The organism is Stenotrophomonas rhizophila, from assembly GCF_003651185.1.
Taxonomy (GTDB): domain Bacteria; phylum Pseudomonadota; class Gammaproteobacteria; order Xanthomonadales; family Xanthomonadaceae; genus Stenotrophomonas; species Stenotrophomonas maltophilia_Z.
This window is the reverse complement of record NZ_RCDC01000004.1, coordinates 1,032,400-1,048,647: the sequence shown is the minus strand read 5'-3', so window position 1 is coordinate 1,048,647 and position 16,248 is coordinate 1,032,400. Positions and strand designations below refer to the sequence as shown.

General features: G+C 66.3%; 17 protein-coding genes. 9 read left to right on the top strand and 8 right to left on the bottom strand.

The window, feature by feature from the left end; all coding sequences use genetic code 11:
* Nucleotides 1-385: 385 nt before the first annotated feature.
* On the top strand, nt 386-1,363 hold the full coding sequence (locus BCL79_RS04750; RefSeq protein WP_026069733.1) for an RluA family pseudouridine synthase: 978 nt from the start codon (nt 386-388) through the stop codon (nt 1,361-1,363).
* 63 nt (nt 1,364-1,426) lie between these two features.
* On the opposite strand, the gene zupT is transcribed toward BCL79_RS04750, so the two are convergent.
* The 3 genes from zupT to BCL79_RS04735 all read right to left on the bottom strand — a co-directional run bounded on the left by zupT (nt 1,427) and on the right by BCL79_RS04735 (nt 3,187).
* Complete coding sequence (gene zupT, locus BCL79_RS04745) at nt 1,427-2,236, bottom strand: zinc transporter ZupT (RefSeq protein WP_121038081.1); 810 nt, start codon at nt 2,234-2,236, stop codon at nt 1,427-1,429.
* Between the two features lie 185 nt (nt 2,237-2,421).
* Nucleotides 2,422-2,841 carry an energy transducer TonB gene (locus BCL79_RS04740; RefSeq protein ID WP_121038078.1) on the bottom strand — a complete coding sequence of 140 codons (420 nt, stop codon included), beginning with the start codon at nt 2,839-2,841 and terminating at the stop codon, nt 2,422-2,424.
* A 4-nt stretch (nt 2,842-2,845) separates the two neighbouring features.
* On the bottom strand, nt 2,846-3,187 hold the full coding sequence (locus tag BCL79_RS04735) for a 4a-hydroxytetrahydrobiopterin dehydratase (RefSeq protein WP_019182889.1): 342 nt from the start codon (nt 3,185-3,187) through the stop codon (nt 2,846-2,848).
* A gap of 90 nt (nt 3,188-3,277) precedes the next feature.
* Here BCL79_RS04735 and BCL79_RS04730 point away from each other — a divergent pair, with 90 nt between their 5' ends.
* The gene (locus tag BCL79_RS04730) at nt 3,278-3,877 is read left to right on the top strand and encodes an NfuA family Fe-S biogenesis protein (protein WP_121038075.1); all 600 of its coding nucleotides are present in this window, start codon (nt 3,278-3,280) and stop codon (nt 3,875-3,877) included.
* 9 nt (nt 3,878-3,886) lie between these two features.
* Nucleotides 3,887-5,599, top strand: coding sequence for a hypothetical protein (locus tag BCL79_RS04725; RefSeq protein ID WP_121038072.1), 1,713 nt, complete (start codon nt 3,887-3,889; stop codon nt 5,597-5,599).
* A gap of 105 nt (nt 5,600-5,704) precedes the next feature.
* On the opposite strand, the gene BCL79_RS04720 is transcribed toward BCL79_RS04725, so the two are convergent.
* Together BCL79_RS04720 and BCL79_RS04715 are read right to left on the bottom strand one after the other, a co-directional pair.
* Nucleotides 5,705-6,154, bottom strand: a complete 450-nt coding sequence (locus BCL79_RS04720; RefSeq protein WP_121038069.1) for a barstar family protein — start codon at nt 6,152-6,154, stop codon at nt 5,705-5,707.
* Complete coding sequence (locus tag BCL79_RS04715) at nt 6,151-6,624, bottom strand: ribonuclease domain-containing protein (protein WP_121038066.1); 474 nt, start codon at nt 6,622-6,624, stop codon at nt 6,151-6,153. Before BCL79_RS04715 ends, BCL79_RS04720 begins: the two co-directional genes overlap by 4 nt.
* Before the next feature lie 268 nt (nt 6,625-6,892).
* On the opposite strand from BCL79_RS04715, the gene BCL79_RS04710 reads away from it, so the two are divergent.
* The gene (locus tag BCL79_RS04710; RefSeq protein WP_121038063.1) at nt 6,893-7,504 is read left to right on the top strand and encodes a superoxide dismutase; all 612 of its coding nucleotides are present in this window, start codon (nt 6,893-6,895) and stop codon (nt 7,502-7,504) included.
* 81 nt (nt 7,505-7,585) lie between these two features.
* Here the strand turns inward: BCL79_RS04710 and BCL79_RS04705 are convergent, their stop codons facing one another.
* Nucleotides 7,586-8,434 carry an endonuclease/exonuclease/phosphatase family protein gene (locus BCL79_RS04705; protein ID WP_121038060.1) on the bottom strand — a complete coding sequence of 283 codons (849 nt, stop codon included), beginning with the start codon at nt 8,432-8,434 and terminating at the stop codon, nt 7,586-7,588.
* Nucleotides 8,435-8,611: 177 nt separating this feature from the next.
* On the opposite strand from BCL79_RS04705, the gene BCL79_RS04700 reads away from it, so the two are divergent.
* Together BCL79_RS04700 and BCL79_RS04695 are read left to right on the top strand one after the other, a co-directional pair.
* Nucleotides 8,612-10,174: an oligopeptide:H+ symporter gene (locus BCL79_RS04700; RefSeq protein ID WP_121038057.1), complete on the top strand. Its 1,563-nt coding sequence runs from the start codon at nt 8,612-8,614 to the stop codon at nt 10,172-10,174.
* A 7-nt stretch (nt 10,175-10,181) separates the two neighbouring features.
* Nucleotides 10,182-10,805 (top strand): rhomboid family intramembrane serine protease, encoded by a 624-nt coding sequence (locus tag BCL79_RS04695; protein ID WP_019182898.1) that lies wholly within the window; start codon nt 10,182-10,184, stop codon nt 10,803-10,805.
* A 110-nt stretch (nt 10,806-10,915) separates the two neighbouring features.
* Here BCL79_RS04695 and BCL79_RS04690 read toward each other — a convergent pair whose 3' ends face one another.
* Nucleotides 10,916-11,095: a hypothetical protein gene (locus BCL79_RS04690; RefSeq protein ID WP_121038054.1), complete on the bottom strand. Its 180-nt coding sequence runs from the start codon at nt 11,093-11,095 to the stop codon at nt 10,916-10,918.
* Between the two features lie 212 nt (nt 11,096-11,307).
* Here BCL79_RS04690 and BCL79_RS04685 point away from each other — a divergent pair, with 212 nt between their 5' ends.
* The 3 genes from BCL79_RS04685 to cfa all read left to right on the top strand — a co-directional run bounded on the left by BCL79_RS04685 (nt 11,308) and on the right by cfa (nt 13,666).
* Nucleotides 11,308-11,610, top strand: a complete 303-nt coding sequence (locus tag BCL79_RS04685) for a GNAT family N-acetyltransferase (RefSeq protein WP_121041132.1) — start codon at nt 11,308-11,310, stop codon at nt 11,608-11,610.
* 65 nt (nt 11,611-11,675) lie between these two features.
* Nucleotides 11,676-12,533 carry a DUF3298 and DUF4163 domain-containing protein gene (locus BCL79_RS04680; protein WP_121038051.1) on the top strand — a complete coding sequence of 286 codons (858 nt, stop codon included), beginning with the start codon at nt 11,676-11,678 and terminating at the stop codon, nt 12,531-12,533.
* A 14-nt stretch (nt 12,534-12,547) separates the two neighbouring features.
* Entirely contained in the window at nt 12,548-13,666 is a 1,119-nt protein-coding gene (gene cfa, locus BCL79_RS04675) for a cyclopropane fatty acyl phospholipid synthase (RefSeq protein ID WP_121038048.1), read from the top strand.
* Between the two features lie 65 nt (nt 13,667-13,731).
* On the opposite strand, the gene BCL79_RS04670 is transcribed toward cfa, so the two are convergent.
* The gene (locus BCL79_RS04670) at nt 13,732-15,903 is read right to left on the bottom strand and encodes a M3 family metallopeptidase (RefSeq protein ID WP_121038045.1); all 2,172 of its coding nucleotides are present in this window, start codon (nt 15,901-15,903) and stop codon (nt 13,732-13,734) included.
* Nucleotides 15,904-16,248: the final 345 nt, after the last annotated feature.

Genomic DNA, 16,248 nt, shown 5'->3' with positions numbered 1-16,248 from the left:
CTGCTACCGCGCGGAACGCCATGGGGTTTCGCTTCTGGTCACGCTTCACCGCCCATCGCGCATGCGCGGGGAGGGCGGTTTGGGTTTCCAGCGCTACAACACCACGGCAGGCCGCGGGAGCGCTTCATTTGTTTTGGTTTGGGTGTAACGGGGCCGGAGGCAGCTTTCAGCCAGGCTGGAGCGCCACAGGGACATGTTCAGCGCGAATGCGTGTCAGACATCCGGCGATGGCCGGGACCGCCGGTGAGCCGCTAACATGGCCGCCCCGGGGGCGGTGGCTGCGCACTGTGCCGGAATCGCGGGAAGTCGGGCTTCTGGCCCAGAGCAACTTCCAACGAAATCAATCCCTTATCTCGCCTGCCGAGTGTAACAGAATAAAAGGCCAATGACCGTTACCGAGCCCACCCCCAAAGCCGCTGAAGCCATGACCAGCGTACGTATCATCACTGTCCCGGCCGACCGCGCCGGGCAACGCCTGGACAACTTCCTGCTCGGCCAGCTCAAGGGTGCACCGCGCAGCCTGATCTACAAGCTCGTCCGCAGTGGCCAGGTCCGCGTCAATGGTGGCCGCGCCAAGGCCGAGCGCAAGCTCGAGGGCGGCGACGAAGTCCGGGTCCCGCCGGTCCGTCTCAACGAGGAAGGCGACAAAGCGGGTCCGCCCGCGGCATTCATGAAACGGCTGGAAGATGCCATCGTGTTCGAAGACGATCGGTTGCTGGCCCTGAACAAGCCGTCGGGCGTGGCCAGCCACGGCGGCAGTGGCATCAGCTTCGGCGCGATCGAGACGCTGCGTGCCCTGCGTCCGGGAAAGACCCTGGAACTGGTGCATCGGCTGGACCGGGATACCTCGGGCCTGCTGATCGTGGCCAAGAAGCGCTCGGCGCTGAGCGAGCTGCAGGCGCTGCTGCGCGAAGACCACGGCGCCGGCATCCGCAAGCGCTACCTGACCCTGCTGGCCGGCCGCATGCCCGATGGCACCATGACCGTGGATGCCCCGTTGCACGTGGGTCTGCGCCAGGGCGGCGAGCGGCACGTGCAGGTCAATCCGATCGGCAAGGAGTCGATCAGCCACTTCAAGGTGCTGGAGCGCAAGGGCGGGCATTCGTACTGTGAGGTCCGCATCGAAACCGGCCGCACCCACCAGATCCGCGTACATGCCCAGCATCTGGGTCATCCGGTGGCCGGTGACGACAAGTACGGCGATCCGGACGTCAACAAGCGGCTTCGTGAGCAGATCGGCCTGAAACGGCTGTTCCTGCACGCGGCCTCGCTGGAGTTCGCCCTGGACGCGGGCAAGACGCCGTACCTGATCAATGCACCGCTCGCCGAGGAGCTCGTCGAGGTGTTGAACCGGTTGAAGTGAGCGCCGGCAGATAACGCCGTGCCGAACGGAGGGTAGTGCCGGCCGCTGGCCGGCTCTGCACCGTCACCATTTGAACAACACCAGGCTGATCGCCAGGCTGCCCATGCCGGCCACCAGACCGTACACGGTCTCGTGGCCCTTGGCGTAGCGCTTGGCCGCCGGCAGCAGTTCATCCAAGGCCAGGAACACCATCACCCCGGAAATGATGCCGAACACCCAGCCGAAGGTGGCGTGGTTGAGGACCCCCGACAGGACCACGTACCCGATCGCCGCGCCGATCGGCTCCGCCAACCCGGACAGCAGGCTGGCGCCGAACGCGTAGAACTTGTTCTGCGTGGCGAAATACACCGGGACCGCGATCGCGATGCCCTCGGGGATGTTGTGGATGGCGATGGCGAAGGCCAGCGGCATGCCCACCGACGGGCTTTCCAGCGTGGCGAAGAACGTTGCCAGCCCCTCGGGGAAGTTATGCGCGGTGATCGCCACCGCCGTCAGCAGGCCGACCCGCTTGATGTAGGCCTTGTTGTTGTCGCGGAACAGCGGGTCCTGCTTGTCCAGACTCTCGTGCGGGTTCGGGATCAGGTGGTCGATCACCACGATCAGCAGCACGCCGACCAGGAAGGCCGCGGTGCCGTAGGCGAAGCCCAGCCGGGCGTCATAGGCCTGGGTGAACGAGTCGATTGCCTTGTTGAGGATCTCGGTCAGCGAGACGAAAACCATCGCGCCACCGGCAAAGGCCAGCCCGAACGCCAGCAGGCGCGGGTTGGGCCGGCGCGAGAACAGCACCATCAGGCTGCCCAGCGCGGTGGCCAGGCCGGCGGCCAGGGTGACCGCCAGGGCGATCCATACGTTTTCACTGGAAATATCAGGCATCCGCCAACGCGTCCTTGTACGAGAAAAGTGCGCCATGCGATCCCAACCTCCGCACCGGACCGCTCAAATGCGGTGCTGCGTGGGGGCGGTGTTCACCGGGCGCGTGGCGACGCGTTGATCCGACGGGCGCCTTGACGATCCATGATGCGCGGTTTGCGGCGGCTGACCTCAATACAACGCGACGATCAGCCGCCGCGGCGCAGCCGTTCTTCGACCGCGAAGCACTGGTCGGGCTTGGGCTGCGGCGGGTTGAAGCTGACCGGCACCTGGATCGTGGTCGAGACCGCCTGCCCGGCGCGGGTGGCCGCCTTGAACTGCCAGGCCTGTACGGCCTTCTGTGCCTGCTCGTCGAGCTGGGCATTGCCGCTGCCGCTGGCGAGCTGGACCTGGCTGGGCTGGCCATCGGCGGCGATGGTCACCTTGAAGGTGCTGGTGCCGCCGATCCCCTGGCAGGCCAGTTCGATCGGGTACTCCGGCGGGGGCGTCTTGACCGCGGCGACCTCGGTGGGTGCAGCGACCGGGGCGGCCGGTTCGGCGGGCGTCTTGTTGCACCCGGCCAGGGCGGCCAGGGCAAGGCTGGACAGCATGATGTACTGCAATTTCATGGGCTTACTCCGTCAGGGCCGAGGCTTTCGCCGCGCAGATGAAGTCGTTCTCGCTCAGGCCGCCCACATCGTGGGTGGAGAAGCGCACCACGGCGCGGTCGTAATGCACGCCCAGGTCCGGGTGGTGGTCCTCGCGATGGGCCACCCAGGCCAAGGCGTTCACGAAGGCCATGGTGCCGTGGTAGTTGTCGAAGCGGAAGGTGCGGGTCAGCGCCTGGCCGGCCTCGGCCAGCTCCCAGCCGGGAATCTGCGCCAGCAGCTCGGTGACCCGGGCGGTGCCGAGCTTGTGGTCGCTGCCTTTGCGCGGCACGCAGTGCGCTTGCGCCAGCGGAATCAGGTCGGCCATGGGTTCCTCCACATCTGGATGACTGAACAATGCGCGGTCCGGTGTATAAACCGAATGAGCGCATAACAAGGGATTGGCTAGAATAGCCCGATGATCCAGATATCCGACACTGCCCAATCCTATTTCCGCAAGCTGATCGAACGTGAGGCCGTGCCCGGCATGGGTGTGCGCCTGACCGCCGTCGATGCGGGTACCCCGCGCGCCGATGCCCGCCTGGAGTTCGCTGATCCCAGTGAACTGCTGGGTGATGAGTGGGCGGTGGACTGCGATGGCTTCACCCTTTACGTGGCCGCCGCCAGTGTGGCCTGGGTCGATGGCGCCGAGATCGACTTCGTCACCAATGCCACCGGCAGCCAGCAGCTGACCATCAAGGCCCCCAAGATCAAGGGCGAGGCGCCGACCGAAGGCTCCTCGCTGGTCGAGCGCGTGCGCTGGGTGGTGGAGAATGAAGTCAATCCGCAGCTGGCCTCGCACGGCGGCAAGGTCGCGGTGCAGGAAGTCTCGGCCGATGGCGTGGTGCTGCTGCGCTTCGGCGGTGGCTGCCAGGGCTGCGGCATGGCCGACGTCACGCTCAAGCAGGGCATTGAAAAGACCCTGATGGGGCGGGTGCCCGGCATCACCGCGGTGCGCGATGCGACCGACCACGACAGTGGCGACGCGCCGTACATTCCCCGCGGCACGGCAGCCTGATCCCGCTGCGTGCCACTGCGCCGGGCTGACGACATCCTCGAGTGGCTGCTGGCTCGCCAGCCGGACACGCGCTTTCTTGAAAAAACCACCGGCCTCCCCTATGGGTGGGGCCTGTGGCTACGTGCGTTGTCGCCGTTGCCGCGTCCGTTCCGGGCCAGCGAAGTGCTGGCCGAGCTGGCCCAGCGTGAGCCGGTACGGCACGGCGGGCGGCTGCCGGCGCTGAGTTTCGTGCAGGCGATGCGCCGGCTGCTCTGGCAGGGCTGGGAACCGGCCCCGCGCGACCAGCGCTGGATGCGCTGGACCTCGGCGGTGATCAGCGCGTTGTTGCATCTGTTGTTCGCCGTGGCGCTGCTGTGGGTCGCCTTGATCCGGCCGCCCAGCGAACCGGAACAAGGCGGTGAGAGCGGGCGTGTGCAGGTGGCGTTCGTTGGACGCGGCGCGCCGCAGCAGGAAGAGGGCGCGCAACCTGCCACTGCCGAGCCGGCCACGGCGGAAGCTGCGATCGCTGCGGCGATGGCCAATGCCCAGGCGATGGCGCAGGCCGAGGCCGATGCGCAGACAGCATCGGCCCCACAGCCGACCGCAGCGCCGGCGCCACCGAGCGAGCCGCAACCGGCGCCACCCGCGCCGGCGACGCCCGCGGTGGAGCAGCCCGTCCAGGCGACCGAGGTGGCCGAGGCCACCACCGATTTCGTGGTGCCGCCGACCAGCGTCCCGCGCACCGAAGTACGTGTGATGACGCGCGAACCGCAGGACATTGCCGTCCGTGAGCGCACCGTGGTCACGGTGGAGACGCCGACGCCGCGTGCCACCGTACCGGCGCCGCGCCCGGCCGAACCGCAGGTGCGCACGCCCGAGCTGAGCGTGCAGGAGCGGCAGGTCACCGTGGTCGAAGCGCCGACACCCACCGTGGCCATTCCCGGGCCGCGCGTGGAGGCCACCGTGCCCCAACGTGACGTGCAGGTGCGCGAACGCGAGATCCGGCCGGTGAGCGCGCCGGCGGTGAGCGTGGCCACATTGCCCGCGCGCGAGGTGGCTGTGTCCGGTCGAACGCCGGATGTCGCCGTGCGCGAGCGCGCGGTGCCCAACGCCGCCCCGCGCCCGGCACCGCCATCACCGGCGGCGGCGGCGGCGAGCAATGCCAGCAGTGCTGCGAGTGCGTCCGCTGCAGCGCGCGCCCCGGCGAGCCCCTCCAAGGCGCCCCCGGGCAGTTGGGCCACGCCCAACCGTTCCGACGACTGGGGTGCGGCCAATCATCCGCAGGATGCCGACCTCAATGGCAGGGCCGTGAGTGCGACCCAAGGCAATGCCGGCAGCCTGTTCAAGGCCGATGGCAGCGTGCGCGTGCCTGGCCAGGAGGGGCGCGCAAACAGCGAGCGTGGCGCGCCGGGCGGCGATAAGGACGGCTGGAGCAAGGAGCGCATCGCGCAGTCCGGCACATGGCTCAAGCGCCCGCCGTACGACTACACGCCGACCTCGTTCGACAAGTACTGGGCCCCCAACGAATCGCTGCTGGCCGAGTGGGTACGCAAGGGCATCAAGGCCGTCGAGATTCCGATCCCAGGCACGAGTTCGTCCATTTCCTGCGTGATTTCCGTGCTGCAGTTCGGTGGCGGCTGCGGCCTGAGCGATCCGAACATGCAGGACCAGCCGGCCATCGCCCGCCCGCCGCCGGACATCCCGTTCAAGAAAGAACTGCAGGAAGACAACGGCAGCCGATGAGGCTGTGCCTCATCGGCAGTAGAGCCACCCCAGGGGTGGCCGCCCTGGGGTCAGGCATCAGGGGCGTCACAGCAAAGCATGGCGTGGCTCTGCCCGGAGAGGGTGTTACGGCGTCGCGGCGTCCTCGTCCAGTTCCACGTCTGCATCGCGCAGTGCCACGAACGCCCAGAACGGCACGTTGCTGTCGCTCCAGTAGCGGCTGGCTTCGTCGAGCACATCCAGCAGCGTGTCGAAATCGGCACCGGCATCGCTGCGCAGGGCATCGGCGTCGCTGAAGAACAGCGCATAGCCGTTCGCCGGCAGCCAGGCCAGGTCGCGCAGGTTATCGGTCAGCGCATCCCAGTTGCCGCCGAAGCCGGTTGGAAAATCCAGGCGTGCGGCCAGGCGCATCAGCAGCGTGCGTTTGTCGTGGCAGCCGTCCAGATCGATCTGGATCACGCGCAGGCCGGCATCGCGCATCGCGGCCGACAAGGGGGCGACATCATCGTTGCCGATCGCATAGATACCGGCATTGTTGATGTCGTGCAGGCCCAACTCGAATCCGTCATGCGTCATTGCCAGCTCCCGGCAGGTGGAACGTCGAAACTGCGGAACGTTTCATAGTGATCATCGGTGTAGAACCAGCCAGTAGGGGGTGTGCCGCCGGTGACGATGCGCCGCGCACCGCGATTGCCGGCGCCGGGCGTGTCCACCGTGTATTCGTGGTAATAGCCGCGCGGCCGCTGCGGCAGGCGCTGTTCGCGGTTGCTGAAAATGCTGCCGTCCTGCCGGTGCGGGTACGGGCCGCCGCGCTGGATCAGTGCGATGGTGTCGCGCGCCTCGGCGGGCAGGAACGGGGGCAGGGGATCGCGCGCTGCCTTGGCCGATGCCGGTGATGACGTCGCGGCACTGGCGGGCGGCGCGGCATCCGGTTGCGTCAGCGATGGCGCGAACTGCGGAGCGGGCGGGCGTTGGGCCAGCTTGATGGCGGCCAGGCCGCCCACCAGCAGCACGATGGCGATCAACAACAGCAGTGGCTTGCGCATGAGGGGCCAAGGGCGATGGGCGAGGCGACTACTCTACTGCGATCATCGCCCCGCACGGTGAGGCCCAGCCGAACAGGCGTGCTGCGCTGCGAGGGAGCCCACCTCGCCCGGCGTGCACCGTCACTGTCGCGTCACGATCCGGACACGCGACCGACCGCACAGGACGAAGTTTCCTTTACATGGCCCTTGGTAAGCTTATCGGCCATCCCCATCATCGACTCCGCAACGCCCGGTCTTTGCCGGGTGAGTGAGCTACCAGGAGAACCACATGGCCTATACCCTCCCCAAGCTGTCCTACGCCTACGACGCGCTCGAGCCGCATATCGACGCAGCGACGATGGAAATCCACCACACCAAGCATCACCAGACGTACATCAACAACGTCAACGCCGCGCTGGAAGGCACCGAGTTCGCCGATCTGCCGGTGGAAGAACTGGTCAAGAAGACCAAGTCGCTTCCGGAAAACCTGCAGGGCGTCGTGCGCAACAACGGCGGCGGCCATGCCAACCACACCCTGTTCTGGACCGTGATGTCGCCCAACGGCGGCGGTGCACCGGTGGGCGACGTGGCCAAGGCCATCGATTCGCAGCTGGGCGGCCTGGAGAAGTTCAAGGAAGCCTTCACCAAGGCCGCACTGACCCGCTTCGGCAGCGGCTGGGCCTGGCTGAGCGTCACCCCGGACAAGAAGGTCGTGGTGGAAAGCAGCGCCAACCAGGACAGCCCGCTGATGGACGGCAACACGCCGATCCTGGCCCTGGACGTGTGGGAGCACGCGTACTACCTGAAGTACCAGAACCGTCGCCCGGAATACATCGGCGCGTTCTTCAACGTCGTCGACTGGAATGAAGTCGAGCGTCGTTACCAGGACGCCATTGCCTGATCGGCAGGGTCACCTGAAACGAGAACGGCCAGGCAGCGATGCCTGGCCGTTCTTCGTTGCGCCGCCGGGAGCCCTGCGACATCAGGGCGCGCTGGTGCTCTCCGGCGTCTGCAGGCGCAGGGTCGCCATGGTGCCCAGACGCATCGTGGCGGGGTCACTTTCGCTGGCCGGCAGCTTGATGCTGTCCTGGCGGATGCCGCCGAAATACTTCACCTGGAACAGCACGTCCAGGCCGTGCCCACGTGCCGCGCCGGCCAGTGAGGGCGGATCCACGCGTTCGCCGGGGTTCTTGCGGGCCGGCTGGAAGCCCGGCGTGCTGCCCACCAGTTCGGTGATCTCGGCGGAGAAATCGCCGGCGATCAGCGAGGGCAGGCCCTCGGCGGTCGCGCCGATCCAGGTCATCAGGTCGCTGGTCTGGTGCCGGCGGATCTGCGCGTCGTCCGGCTCCGGCCGCAGCCGGGCCACGTAGATGTTGATCAGCTCTTCGCGCAGCTTGATCCGCACCATGCCGGCGGCGCTGAACTGCCCGGGCGGGTGCAGCAGGGTGACGGCGTCGTCGGTGACCGGCAACCGGGTCAGCATCGCGCTGCCATGGCGCAACGGCTGGCTGGGCGGATCGGCGGTGACGAAATCGCAGCTGTAGCGCAGACGGCTGGCCAGCCAGCAGGCCGGGTTACGCCCCTGGGTCTGCAGCACGCGCTGCACCGCGATCACGTCCGGCTGCATGGATTCGAGCAGCTGCAGCACCTGGTCCCGCCGTTGCTGCCACTGCGCATCGTCCTGCGTCGGCAGTTCCAGCGTGGCGATCTTCAGCGAGGGCAGGGCATCCTCGGCCTGGCGTGCGTGCGCGCCTGCGGCGGGGGCCGCCAGCAACAGCAGCAGGATCCAGCCTGTCCAACGTCGGGTCCCACCAGTGATGTGCGTGCGCATAACGATAAGTTTACGCTTCCGCCGTCGACGATCCGTGACATGGGTGCCATCCCGCGCGGCCGTTTTCGGCCTGCCTGCCATGTCCGGCGCCGCCTGTCATGCAGCTGTGCAGCGTGCGCTGGGGTAGGGGCTTCCGGTAATCTTGGTCCTTTCGTGTTTGCAGGACAGCCCCACAGGATGAGCAATATCGCAGCCGCCAGCGCAGGCAAAGGAAAGATGCCGCGCCAGATTCCCTACATCATCGGCAATGAGGCCTGCGAACGCTTCAGCTTCTATGGGATGCGCAACATCCTGGTGCAGTTCCTGATCACCTCGCTGCTGCTGCAGGAGATCACCGCCGATGGCCGTGCCGGCGAGGCCAAGGACATCATGCACAGCTTCATGATCGGCGTGTATTTCTTCCCGCTGCTTGGTGGCTGGCTGGCCGACAAGTTTTTCGGCAAGTACCACACCATCCTGTGGTTCAGCCTCATTTACTGCGCCGGCCACGCCTGCCTGGCCATCTTCGAGGACAGCCGCCAGGGCTTCTTCGTCGGCCTGGGCCTGATCGCGCTGGGCGCCGGTGGCATCAAGCCGCTGGTGGCCTCGTTCATGGGTGATCAGTTCGACCAGAGCAACAAGCATCTGGCCAAGCTCGTGTTCGATGCCTTCTACTGGATCATCAACTTCGGCTCGCTGTTCGCCTCGCTGCTGATCCCGCTGGCACTGAAGAACCTGGGCCCGTCGTGGGCCTTCGGCATCCCGGGCATCCTGATGTTCGTGGCCACCTTCGTGTTCTGGATGGGCCGCAAGCGCTATGTGCTGGTGTCGCTGCCGCCGAAGGACCCGCATTCGTTCGGCAACGTGGTGCGCACCGCGCTGTCGGCGCAGGTGCCGGGCAAGGGCCGTCCGGGGCGTACGCTGGCGATCCTCGGTGCGGTGCTGGCGGTGGCCTCGATGGGGCTGGTGGGCAGCCTGGGCATCGTGATCTGCCTGTGCATCGCGCTGGTCCTGCTGCTGGCCGGTATCGGTGGCGGCACCTGGATCCAGCTGGACCGCGCCCGTGCAGTGCATCCGGCCGAGGCCGTGGAAGGTGTGCGCTCGGTGCTGCGCGTGCTGGTGATCTTCGCGCTGACCACGCCGTTCTTCTCGCTGTTCGACCAGAAGGCCTCGACCTGGGTGTTGCAGGGCCAGCAGATGGCCATGCCGAGCTGGTTCACCGCCTCGCAGATGCAGGCGCTGAACCCGCTGCTGGTGATGATCCTCATCCCGTTCAACAACCTGGTGCTGTACCCGATGCTGCGCCGCTTCGGCTTCGAGCCGACCGCGCTGCGCCGGATGACCGCCGGTATCGCCTTCAGCGGCCTGGCCTGGATCGTGGTTGGTGGCATCCAGGTGATGATGGATGGCGGCAACGTCATGTCCATCTTCTGGCAGATGCTGCCCTACGCGCTGCTCACCTTCGGTGAGGTGCTGGTCTCGGCCACCGGCCTGGAGTTCGCCTACAGCCAGGCGCCGCAGGCGATGAAGGGCGTGGTGATGAGCTTCTGGAACCTGACCACCACCATCGGCAACCTGTGGGTGCTGCTGTCCAACGCGGCGGTGCGCAACGATACGGTGACCCACCAGATCGCCAGTACCGGCTTGAGCGAGGCGGCGTTCCTGATGTTCTTCTTCGCCGGCTTTGCGTTCCTGGCGGCGTTGGCCTTCGGTTGGTATGCCAAGCGCTATCGTATGGTCGACAACTACCGCACCGCCTGAGCCTGACATGACCCCAGTCAACCTGCTGCTGATCGCCATCACCGTCATCGTGTCGTGGATGGCGTTCAAGAACCGTGCGCTCGCCGACCGCCTGATCCTGTGGCCGCCGGCGGTGGACCGCAACCGTCAGTACGATCGCCTGATCACGTACGGGTTCATCCACGCCGATCTGTCGCACCTGGCGTTCAACATGATCACGCTGTTCTTCTTCGGCGGCTTCATCGAACAGGTGATGCTGCAGTTGAGCGGCAGCTACCTGACCTATCCGGCGTTCTATCTGGGTGCATTGCTGGTGTCGATCCTGCCGAGCTATCTGAAGAACCAGAAGAACCCCAACTACCTCAGCCTGGGGGCATCGGGCGCGGTGTCGGCGGTGTTGTTCGCCTTCATCCTGATCAAGCCGTGGTCGATCATCCTGGTGCTGTTCATTCCGGCCCCGGCGATCATCTATGCGGTGTTCTACGTGGGCTACAGCATCTGGATGGACCGCCGCGGCGGCGATCGCATCAACCACAGCGCGCATCTGGCCGGTGCGGCCTTCGGTGTGCTGTTCATGCTGGCCATGCAGCCGAGCATCTTCAGCCACTTCCTGCGTGAGCTGAGCAACCCGACCTTCCGCCTCGGCGGTTGAGTCCGGGCCTACCGACCAACGGTCGGTACCTGCAACGTGGTACCTGGCGCGGGTAGCTCACGACCGTTGGTCGTGAGCCCGGTAACCGTCAGGCGTGAGCGTCTCAGCCGTCAGGCAGCCTTCTTGCCGTCTACGCCATAGGTGCTGAGCAGGCGGGAATAGACCTCGTTGTCGATCTGGTCGAATTCCCAACCCTGGGTCTGGCCGTTCACGGCCAACTGGAACAAGCCTTCCAGCAGGGAGGTGTCGGCGTCGCCGTGGGGGGCGGGGGCAGGTGCGGTGTTGTCCATGCGGACCTCCGGAAAGCGGGTGCGTACAGGCAGGTCTTCGCAAAAGCCATGCCAGCTTTCACGCCCTGTCCGACTCCGGTATCGGCCGGAGGACGCCGGGCTTTAGGGCGGGATGTGACGCAGCACGTCGCTGCTTGCCCCTGTTCAGGCTTCACGCGATCATGGCGGCCGGCTGCGCACTATCGCTGCAGTCGCCGCAGGAGACACCGCTCATGGCTTCGGTCACGCCGCCCGGACTGGCTTACGAGGTGGAGCACGATCTGGCCAATCACCGCTTCCAGGCCCGGGTCAAAGGGCATCTGGCGCTGCTGGATTACCAGATCAAGCGCAAGCGGATGATCATCACCCATACCGAGGTGCCGGAGCCGATCGCTGGCCGTGGCGTGGCGGGTGAGTTGACCAAGGTGGCGCTGCGCTATGCGCGCGAACAGAAATTCAAGGTGGTGCCGGCCTGCGCTTACGCCGAGGCGTTCCTGCAGCGGCACGAGGAGTACGACGACCTGCTGGTCCGATGACGACAGCGGGTCATGCTTCAGGGATGGCCGATCATGATGGTGGGTTACAACAAGGGGATTTCAGGATGAACATCGCAGGAAACCGTCGCGCGCTGCGCGCCAGCGCGTTGGCCATGGCCATGGGCGTGGTGGTGCTGGCAGGCTGCAACAAGCACGACGGCGACACACAAGCACCGGCGGCGCCGGTCGACACGGCTGCCGAACCTGTCGCGCCCGCGGTGGCGCCCGACGCACCGGTCGAGCTGCGCGATGTGATCGAAACCTCGCCGCAGGCCGTGGTCGGAATCACCTACCCGCCGGACATCGCCCGGTATCCGGGCTTGGCCAAGGCGCTGGGCGGCTATGCCGACAGTGCGCGGGCAGAGCTGCAGCAGGCGCTGGACGGGCTGGGCAACGACAAGCCGACCATGCCCTACGAGCTTTCGCTGACCTTCGAGAAGGTGCTGGAAACGCCGCAGCTGGTGGTGGTGACCGCCGATGGCAGCCGCTATACCGGCGGTGCGCACGGTGAGCCGCTGGTGGCGCGCTTTGTGTGGCTGCCGGAGCAGCAGCAGATGCTGACCGCCGACAAGCTGGTGGCCGATGCCAAGGGCTGGAAAGCGATCAGCGATTACGTGGCCGACCAGCTGCGCGAGCGCGTGGCGACCCGGTTGAGCGGCGATGAATTGGAGCCGGCACAGATGCAGGAATCGCTGCGCAATGCCAGCCGGATGATCGCCGACGGCACCGGGCCAAGTGCCGACAACTTCAGCCAGTTCCAGCCGCTGACCGGTTCCGACGGGCGCATCTCTGCGATACGCTTCGTGTTCCCGCCCTACCAGGTAGGGCCGTACTCGGACGGCACGCAGACCGTGGACGTCCCGGCCGCCGTGCTGGTGCCGCACGTGGGTCAGGATGTCGCAGGGTTGTTCGCCCGGGGCTGATCGACGGAGGCGATGTGGACGCTGGGCTGCAACGACGGGTGACAGGGTTGCTGCATGAGGCGGGGATCACCGTGGAAGGTGACCAGCCGCAGGACATCACGGTGCACGACCCGCGCTTCTACGCGCGGGTCATGGCCCACGGCTCGCTGGGCCTGGGCGAGAGTTACATGGACGGGCAGTGGGATGCCCGCGCGCTGGATGACGTCCTCTTTCATCTGATGCAGGCGCATCTGGACGAGCGCGTGCACGGCTGGCGCGATCTGGCCGATGCGCTCAAGGCGAGGGTGTTCAACCTGCAGGCCGGGGCCGGCAGTTTCGAGGTCGGCCGGCGCCATTACGATCTGGGCAACGATCTGTACGAGGCGATGCTCGGCCAACGCCTGGTCTACAGCTGTGGCTACTGGCGCCAGGCAACGGATCTGGATGCCGCCCAGGAGGCCAAGCTCGATCTGATCTGCCGCAAGCTGGGGCTGCGCGCTGGCCAGCGCATTCTGGATATCGGCTGCGGGTGGGGCGAGGCGCTGAAATTCGCGGCCGAGCGCTATGGCGTGTCCGGGGTGGGCGTGACGATCTCGCAGGAACAGGCGGAGTATGCGCGCCAGTTGTGCGCGGGGCTGCCGATCGAGATCCGGCTGCAGGACTATCACGCGGTGGACGAGTCGTTCGACGCGATCCTGTCAGTGGGCATGTTCGAGCACGTAGGCGACAAGAACTATCGTGGCTACTTCGAGATGGCGCGGCGCTGCCTGCGGCCGGAGGGATTGTTCCTGCTGCATTCGATCGGCAGCAATCTGTCGCGGCATCGTACCGATCCGTGGATCGCCAAGTACATTTTCCCGAACTCGATGCTGCCCTCGGCCGCGCAGGTGACGGAGGCGTTCGAGGGGCTGTTCGTGTTGGAGGATTGGCACAACTTCGGCACCGATTACGACCGGACGCTGCAGGCGTGGCGGGCCAATATCGAGGCGGCGTGGCCACGGCTGGATGCGCAGCGCTATGACGAACGCTTCCGCCGGATGTGGCAGTTCTATCTGGCCGGCTCGATGGCGAGTTTCCGCTGCCGGCATGCGCAGTTGTGGCAGTTGGTGTTGTCGCCGGATGGTGTGCCGGGGGGGTATGTGGCGCCGCGGTGAGGGCAACAAAAAAACGCCCGGTAATGCCGGGCGTTTTTCGTACTGCACGTCCTTGAAACAGACGCTTACTTCTTGCTGTCACCCGAGGTCAGGCCGCGCTTTTCGAGCAGCGGCTCGATCTGCGGGGCGTGCCCGGCGAAGTTCTGGAACAGCTCCATCGCATCCACGCTGCCGCCCTTGGAGAGCAGGGTCTGGCGGAAGTGGTCGCCGTTCTTGCGGCTCAGGCCACCGTTTTCGCGGAACCACTTCTGGGTGTTGGCATCGAGCACTTCGGACCAGATGTAGGCGTAGTAGCCGGCCGAGTAGCCGCCCATGATGTGGCTGAAGTACGGGGTCTTGTAACGCGGCGGGACCGGCGCGTAGAAGATGCCGTCCTTGGCCAGGGCCTCGGCTTCGAACTTCATCACGTCCTTGGCAGCCGGCACCTGGTCCGGGCCGATCTGGTGCCAGCGCTGGTCGAGCATGGCCGCACCGAGGTATTCGGTGGTGGCGAAGCCCTGGTTGAACTTGGCGGCAGCGACGACCTTGTCGAGCAGGGCCTGCGGCATGGCCGTGCCGTTCTGGTAGTGCTTGGCGTAGTTCTTCAGGATGACCGGATCATCGGCCCACATCTCGTTGACCTGCGAGGGGAACTCGACGAAGTCGCGCGGCACCGAGGTGCCCGAGAAATAGGGGTACTTCACGTTCGAGAACATGCCGTGCAGGGCATGGCCGAATTCGTGGAAGGTGGTGGTCACTTCATCCCAGGTCAGCAGGGTCGGCTTGCCGGCCGGCGGCTTGGGGATGTTGAGGTGGTTGGCGACCACCGGCTTGAAGCCGGTCAGCTCGGACTGCGAGACATACGAGTTCATCCATGCACCACCGCGCTTGGAGGCGCGTGCGTACGGGTCGAAGATGAAGATCGCCAGCTGGCTGCCGTCGGCATCGAACACGTCGTAGACGGTGACGTCTTCGTGGTAGACCGGCAGGTCGGTGCGCTGCTTGAAGGTCAGGCCGAATTCGAGCTGGGCGGCGTGGAAGACGCCGTTTTCGAGCACGTTCTTCATTTCGAAGTACGGCTTGAGCTGGGATTCGTCGAAGTTGTACTTGGCCTGGCGGACCTTCTCGCTGTAGAACGCCCAGTCCCATGCTTCGAGCTTGAAGGTGGGCTTGCCGGCGGCCTTCTGTTCCTTGTCGATCATGGCCTGCAGGTCGGCGGCTTCGCGCTTGGCGTTGGCGACGGCGGCCGGGGCGAGCTGGCCGAGCATGGCGTTGACGGCTTCGGGGGTCTTGGCGGTCTGGTTGGTGAGGTTGTAGGCGGCGAAGTTCGCAAAGCCCATCAGCTTGGCCTTGTCGGCACGCAGCTGCATGATGCGCGAGACCAGGGCGGTGTTGTCGTACTCGCCGCCGCGGCTGCCGCGGGTGATGGAGGCTTCGTAGATCTTCTGGCGCAGCGCGCGGTTGGCCAGGTTGGTCAGCGGCGGCTGGCCGGTGGTGTTGAGCAGGGTGATGACGTACTTGCCGTCCTGGCCACGGGCCTTGGCGGCTTCGGCAGCGGCGGAGATCTGCTCCTGCGAGAGACCGGCCAGCTCCTTGACGTCATCAACGGTGATCGCCGAGGCGTTCACTTCGGCCAGCACGTTCTGGCTGAACTTGGTGCCCAGGTTGGCCAGTTCGGCGTTCATTTCCTTGAGCTTGGTCTTGTCGGCTTCGGACAGCTTGGCGCCGGCGCGGACGTAGCTCTCGTAGTACTTCTCGACCAGGCGCACGCCTTCGGCGTCGAGGCCGAGCGCCGCGCGACCGTCGTACAGGCTCTGGATGCGGGCGAACAGCTTGCCGTTCAGCGCGATGGCGTCGCTGTGCGCGGCGAAGCGGGCGGAGTAATCGGCCTGCAGCTTCTTGCGTGCGTCGTTGGTGTCGGCGCCGACGAGGCTGAAGAAGACGGTGGTGGCGCGATCCAGGGTGTCACCGCTCTTTTCCAGGGCGATGATGGTGTTGTCGAAGGTCGGCTTGGCCTTGTTGTTGGCGATCGCGTCGACTTCCTTCAGTTGCTGGGCCATGCCGGCGTCGAAGGCGGGCGCGAAGTCGCTGTCCTTGATCTTGTCGAACTGCGGGAAGTGCAGCGGCAGCGGGCTGTCGGCGAAGAACGGGTTGGCCTGCTGGGCGGTGGTCGCGGCCGGGGTGGCGGCGGTGGCGGAATAGGCGGGCAGGGCAAGGCCGAGGGTCACGGCGACGGCGAGGGCAAGACGGGTGGTCAAGGGGAGTTCTCCGGTCAGACAAGTCTTTGAGGGTAACCCGAGCCGTTGGGGAGCGGCTTGTGTCGAAAGGCATGTTTTGGCCGGACCACGGCCGGGGCATTGCGAAAGGGCGCGGTCACAGCAACAGCAACAGCAACAGCGGCGATGGGCTGCTGCGAGGCGCGGGGCGGGTGGGGGCCGGCGGGGCACGCTGTGAATACGTCCATGTACGCTCGTAGTGCGCCATCCATGGCGCACTACGGCCCCGCCAACCCCCACCCGCCCCGCGCCGGACACTGTCCGGCGCCTCGAAAAGCGGCGTGCGGCCAAGATTAGGAGCGGTAGTGCCGGCCGCTGGCCGGCTCC

Excerpts from the sequence above, each read along its gene's own strand:
- BCL79_RS04710 (WP_121038063.1), top strand. The coding sequence starts at position 6,893 with ATGGCCTATACCCTCCCCAAGCTGTCCTACGCCTACGACGCGCTCGAG.
- BCL79_RS04690 (WP_121038054.1), bottom strand. The coding sequence starts at position 11,095 with ATGGACAACACCGCACCTGCCCCCGCCCCCCACGGCGACGCCGACACC.
- BCL79_RS04680 (WP_121038051.1), top strand. The coding sequence starts at position 11,676 with ATGAACATCGCAGGAAACCGTCGCGCGCTGCGCGCCAGCGCGTTGGCC.
- BCL79_RS04685 (WP_121041132.1), top strand. The coding sequence starts at position 11,308 with ATGGCTTCGGTCACGCCGCCCGGACTGGCTTACGAGGTGGAGCACGAT.
- BCL79_RS04720 (WP_121038069.1), bottom strand. The coding sequence starts at position 6,154 with ATGACGCATGACGGATTCGAGTTGGGCCTGCACGACATCAACAATGCC.
- BCL79_RS04700 (WP_121038057.1), top strand. The coding sequence starts at position 8,612 with ATGAGCAATATCGCAGCCGCCAGCGCAGGCAAAGGAAAGATGCCGCGC.
- zupT (WP_121038081.1), bottom strand. The coding sequence starts at position 2,236 with ATGCCTGATATTTCCAGTGAAAACGTATGGATCGCCCTGGCGGTCACC.
- BCL79_RS04715 (WP_121038066.1), bottom strand. The coding sequence starts at position 6,624 with ATGCGCAAGCCACTGCTGTTGTTGATCGCCATCGTGCTGCTGGTGGGC.
- BCL79_RS04740 (WP_121038078.1), bottom strand. The coding sequence starts at position 2,841 with ATGAAATTGCAGTACATCATGCTGTCCAGCCTTGCCCTGGCCGCCCTG.
- BCL79_RS04705 (WP_121038060.1), bottom strand. The coding sequence starts at position 8,434 with ATGCGCACGCACATCACTGGTGGGACCCGACGTTGGACAGGCTGGATC.
- BCL79_RS04735 (WP_019182889.1), bottom strand. The coding sequence starts at position 3,187 with ATGGCCGACCTGATTCCGCTGGCGCAAGCGCACTGCGTGCCGCGCAAA.
- BCL79_RS04750 (WP_026069733.1), top strand. The coding sequence starts at position 386 with ATGACCGTTACCGAGCCCACCCCCAAAGCCGCTGAAGCCATGACCAGC.
- BCL79_RS04695 (WP_019182898.1), top strand. The coding sequence starts at position 10,182 with ATGACCCCAGTCAACCTGCTGCTGATCGCCATCACCGTCATCGTGTCG.
- BCL79_RS04730 (WP_121038075.1), top strand. The coding sequence starts at position 3,278 with ATGATCCAGATATCCGACACTGCCCAATCCTATTTCCGCAAGCTGATC.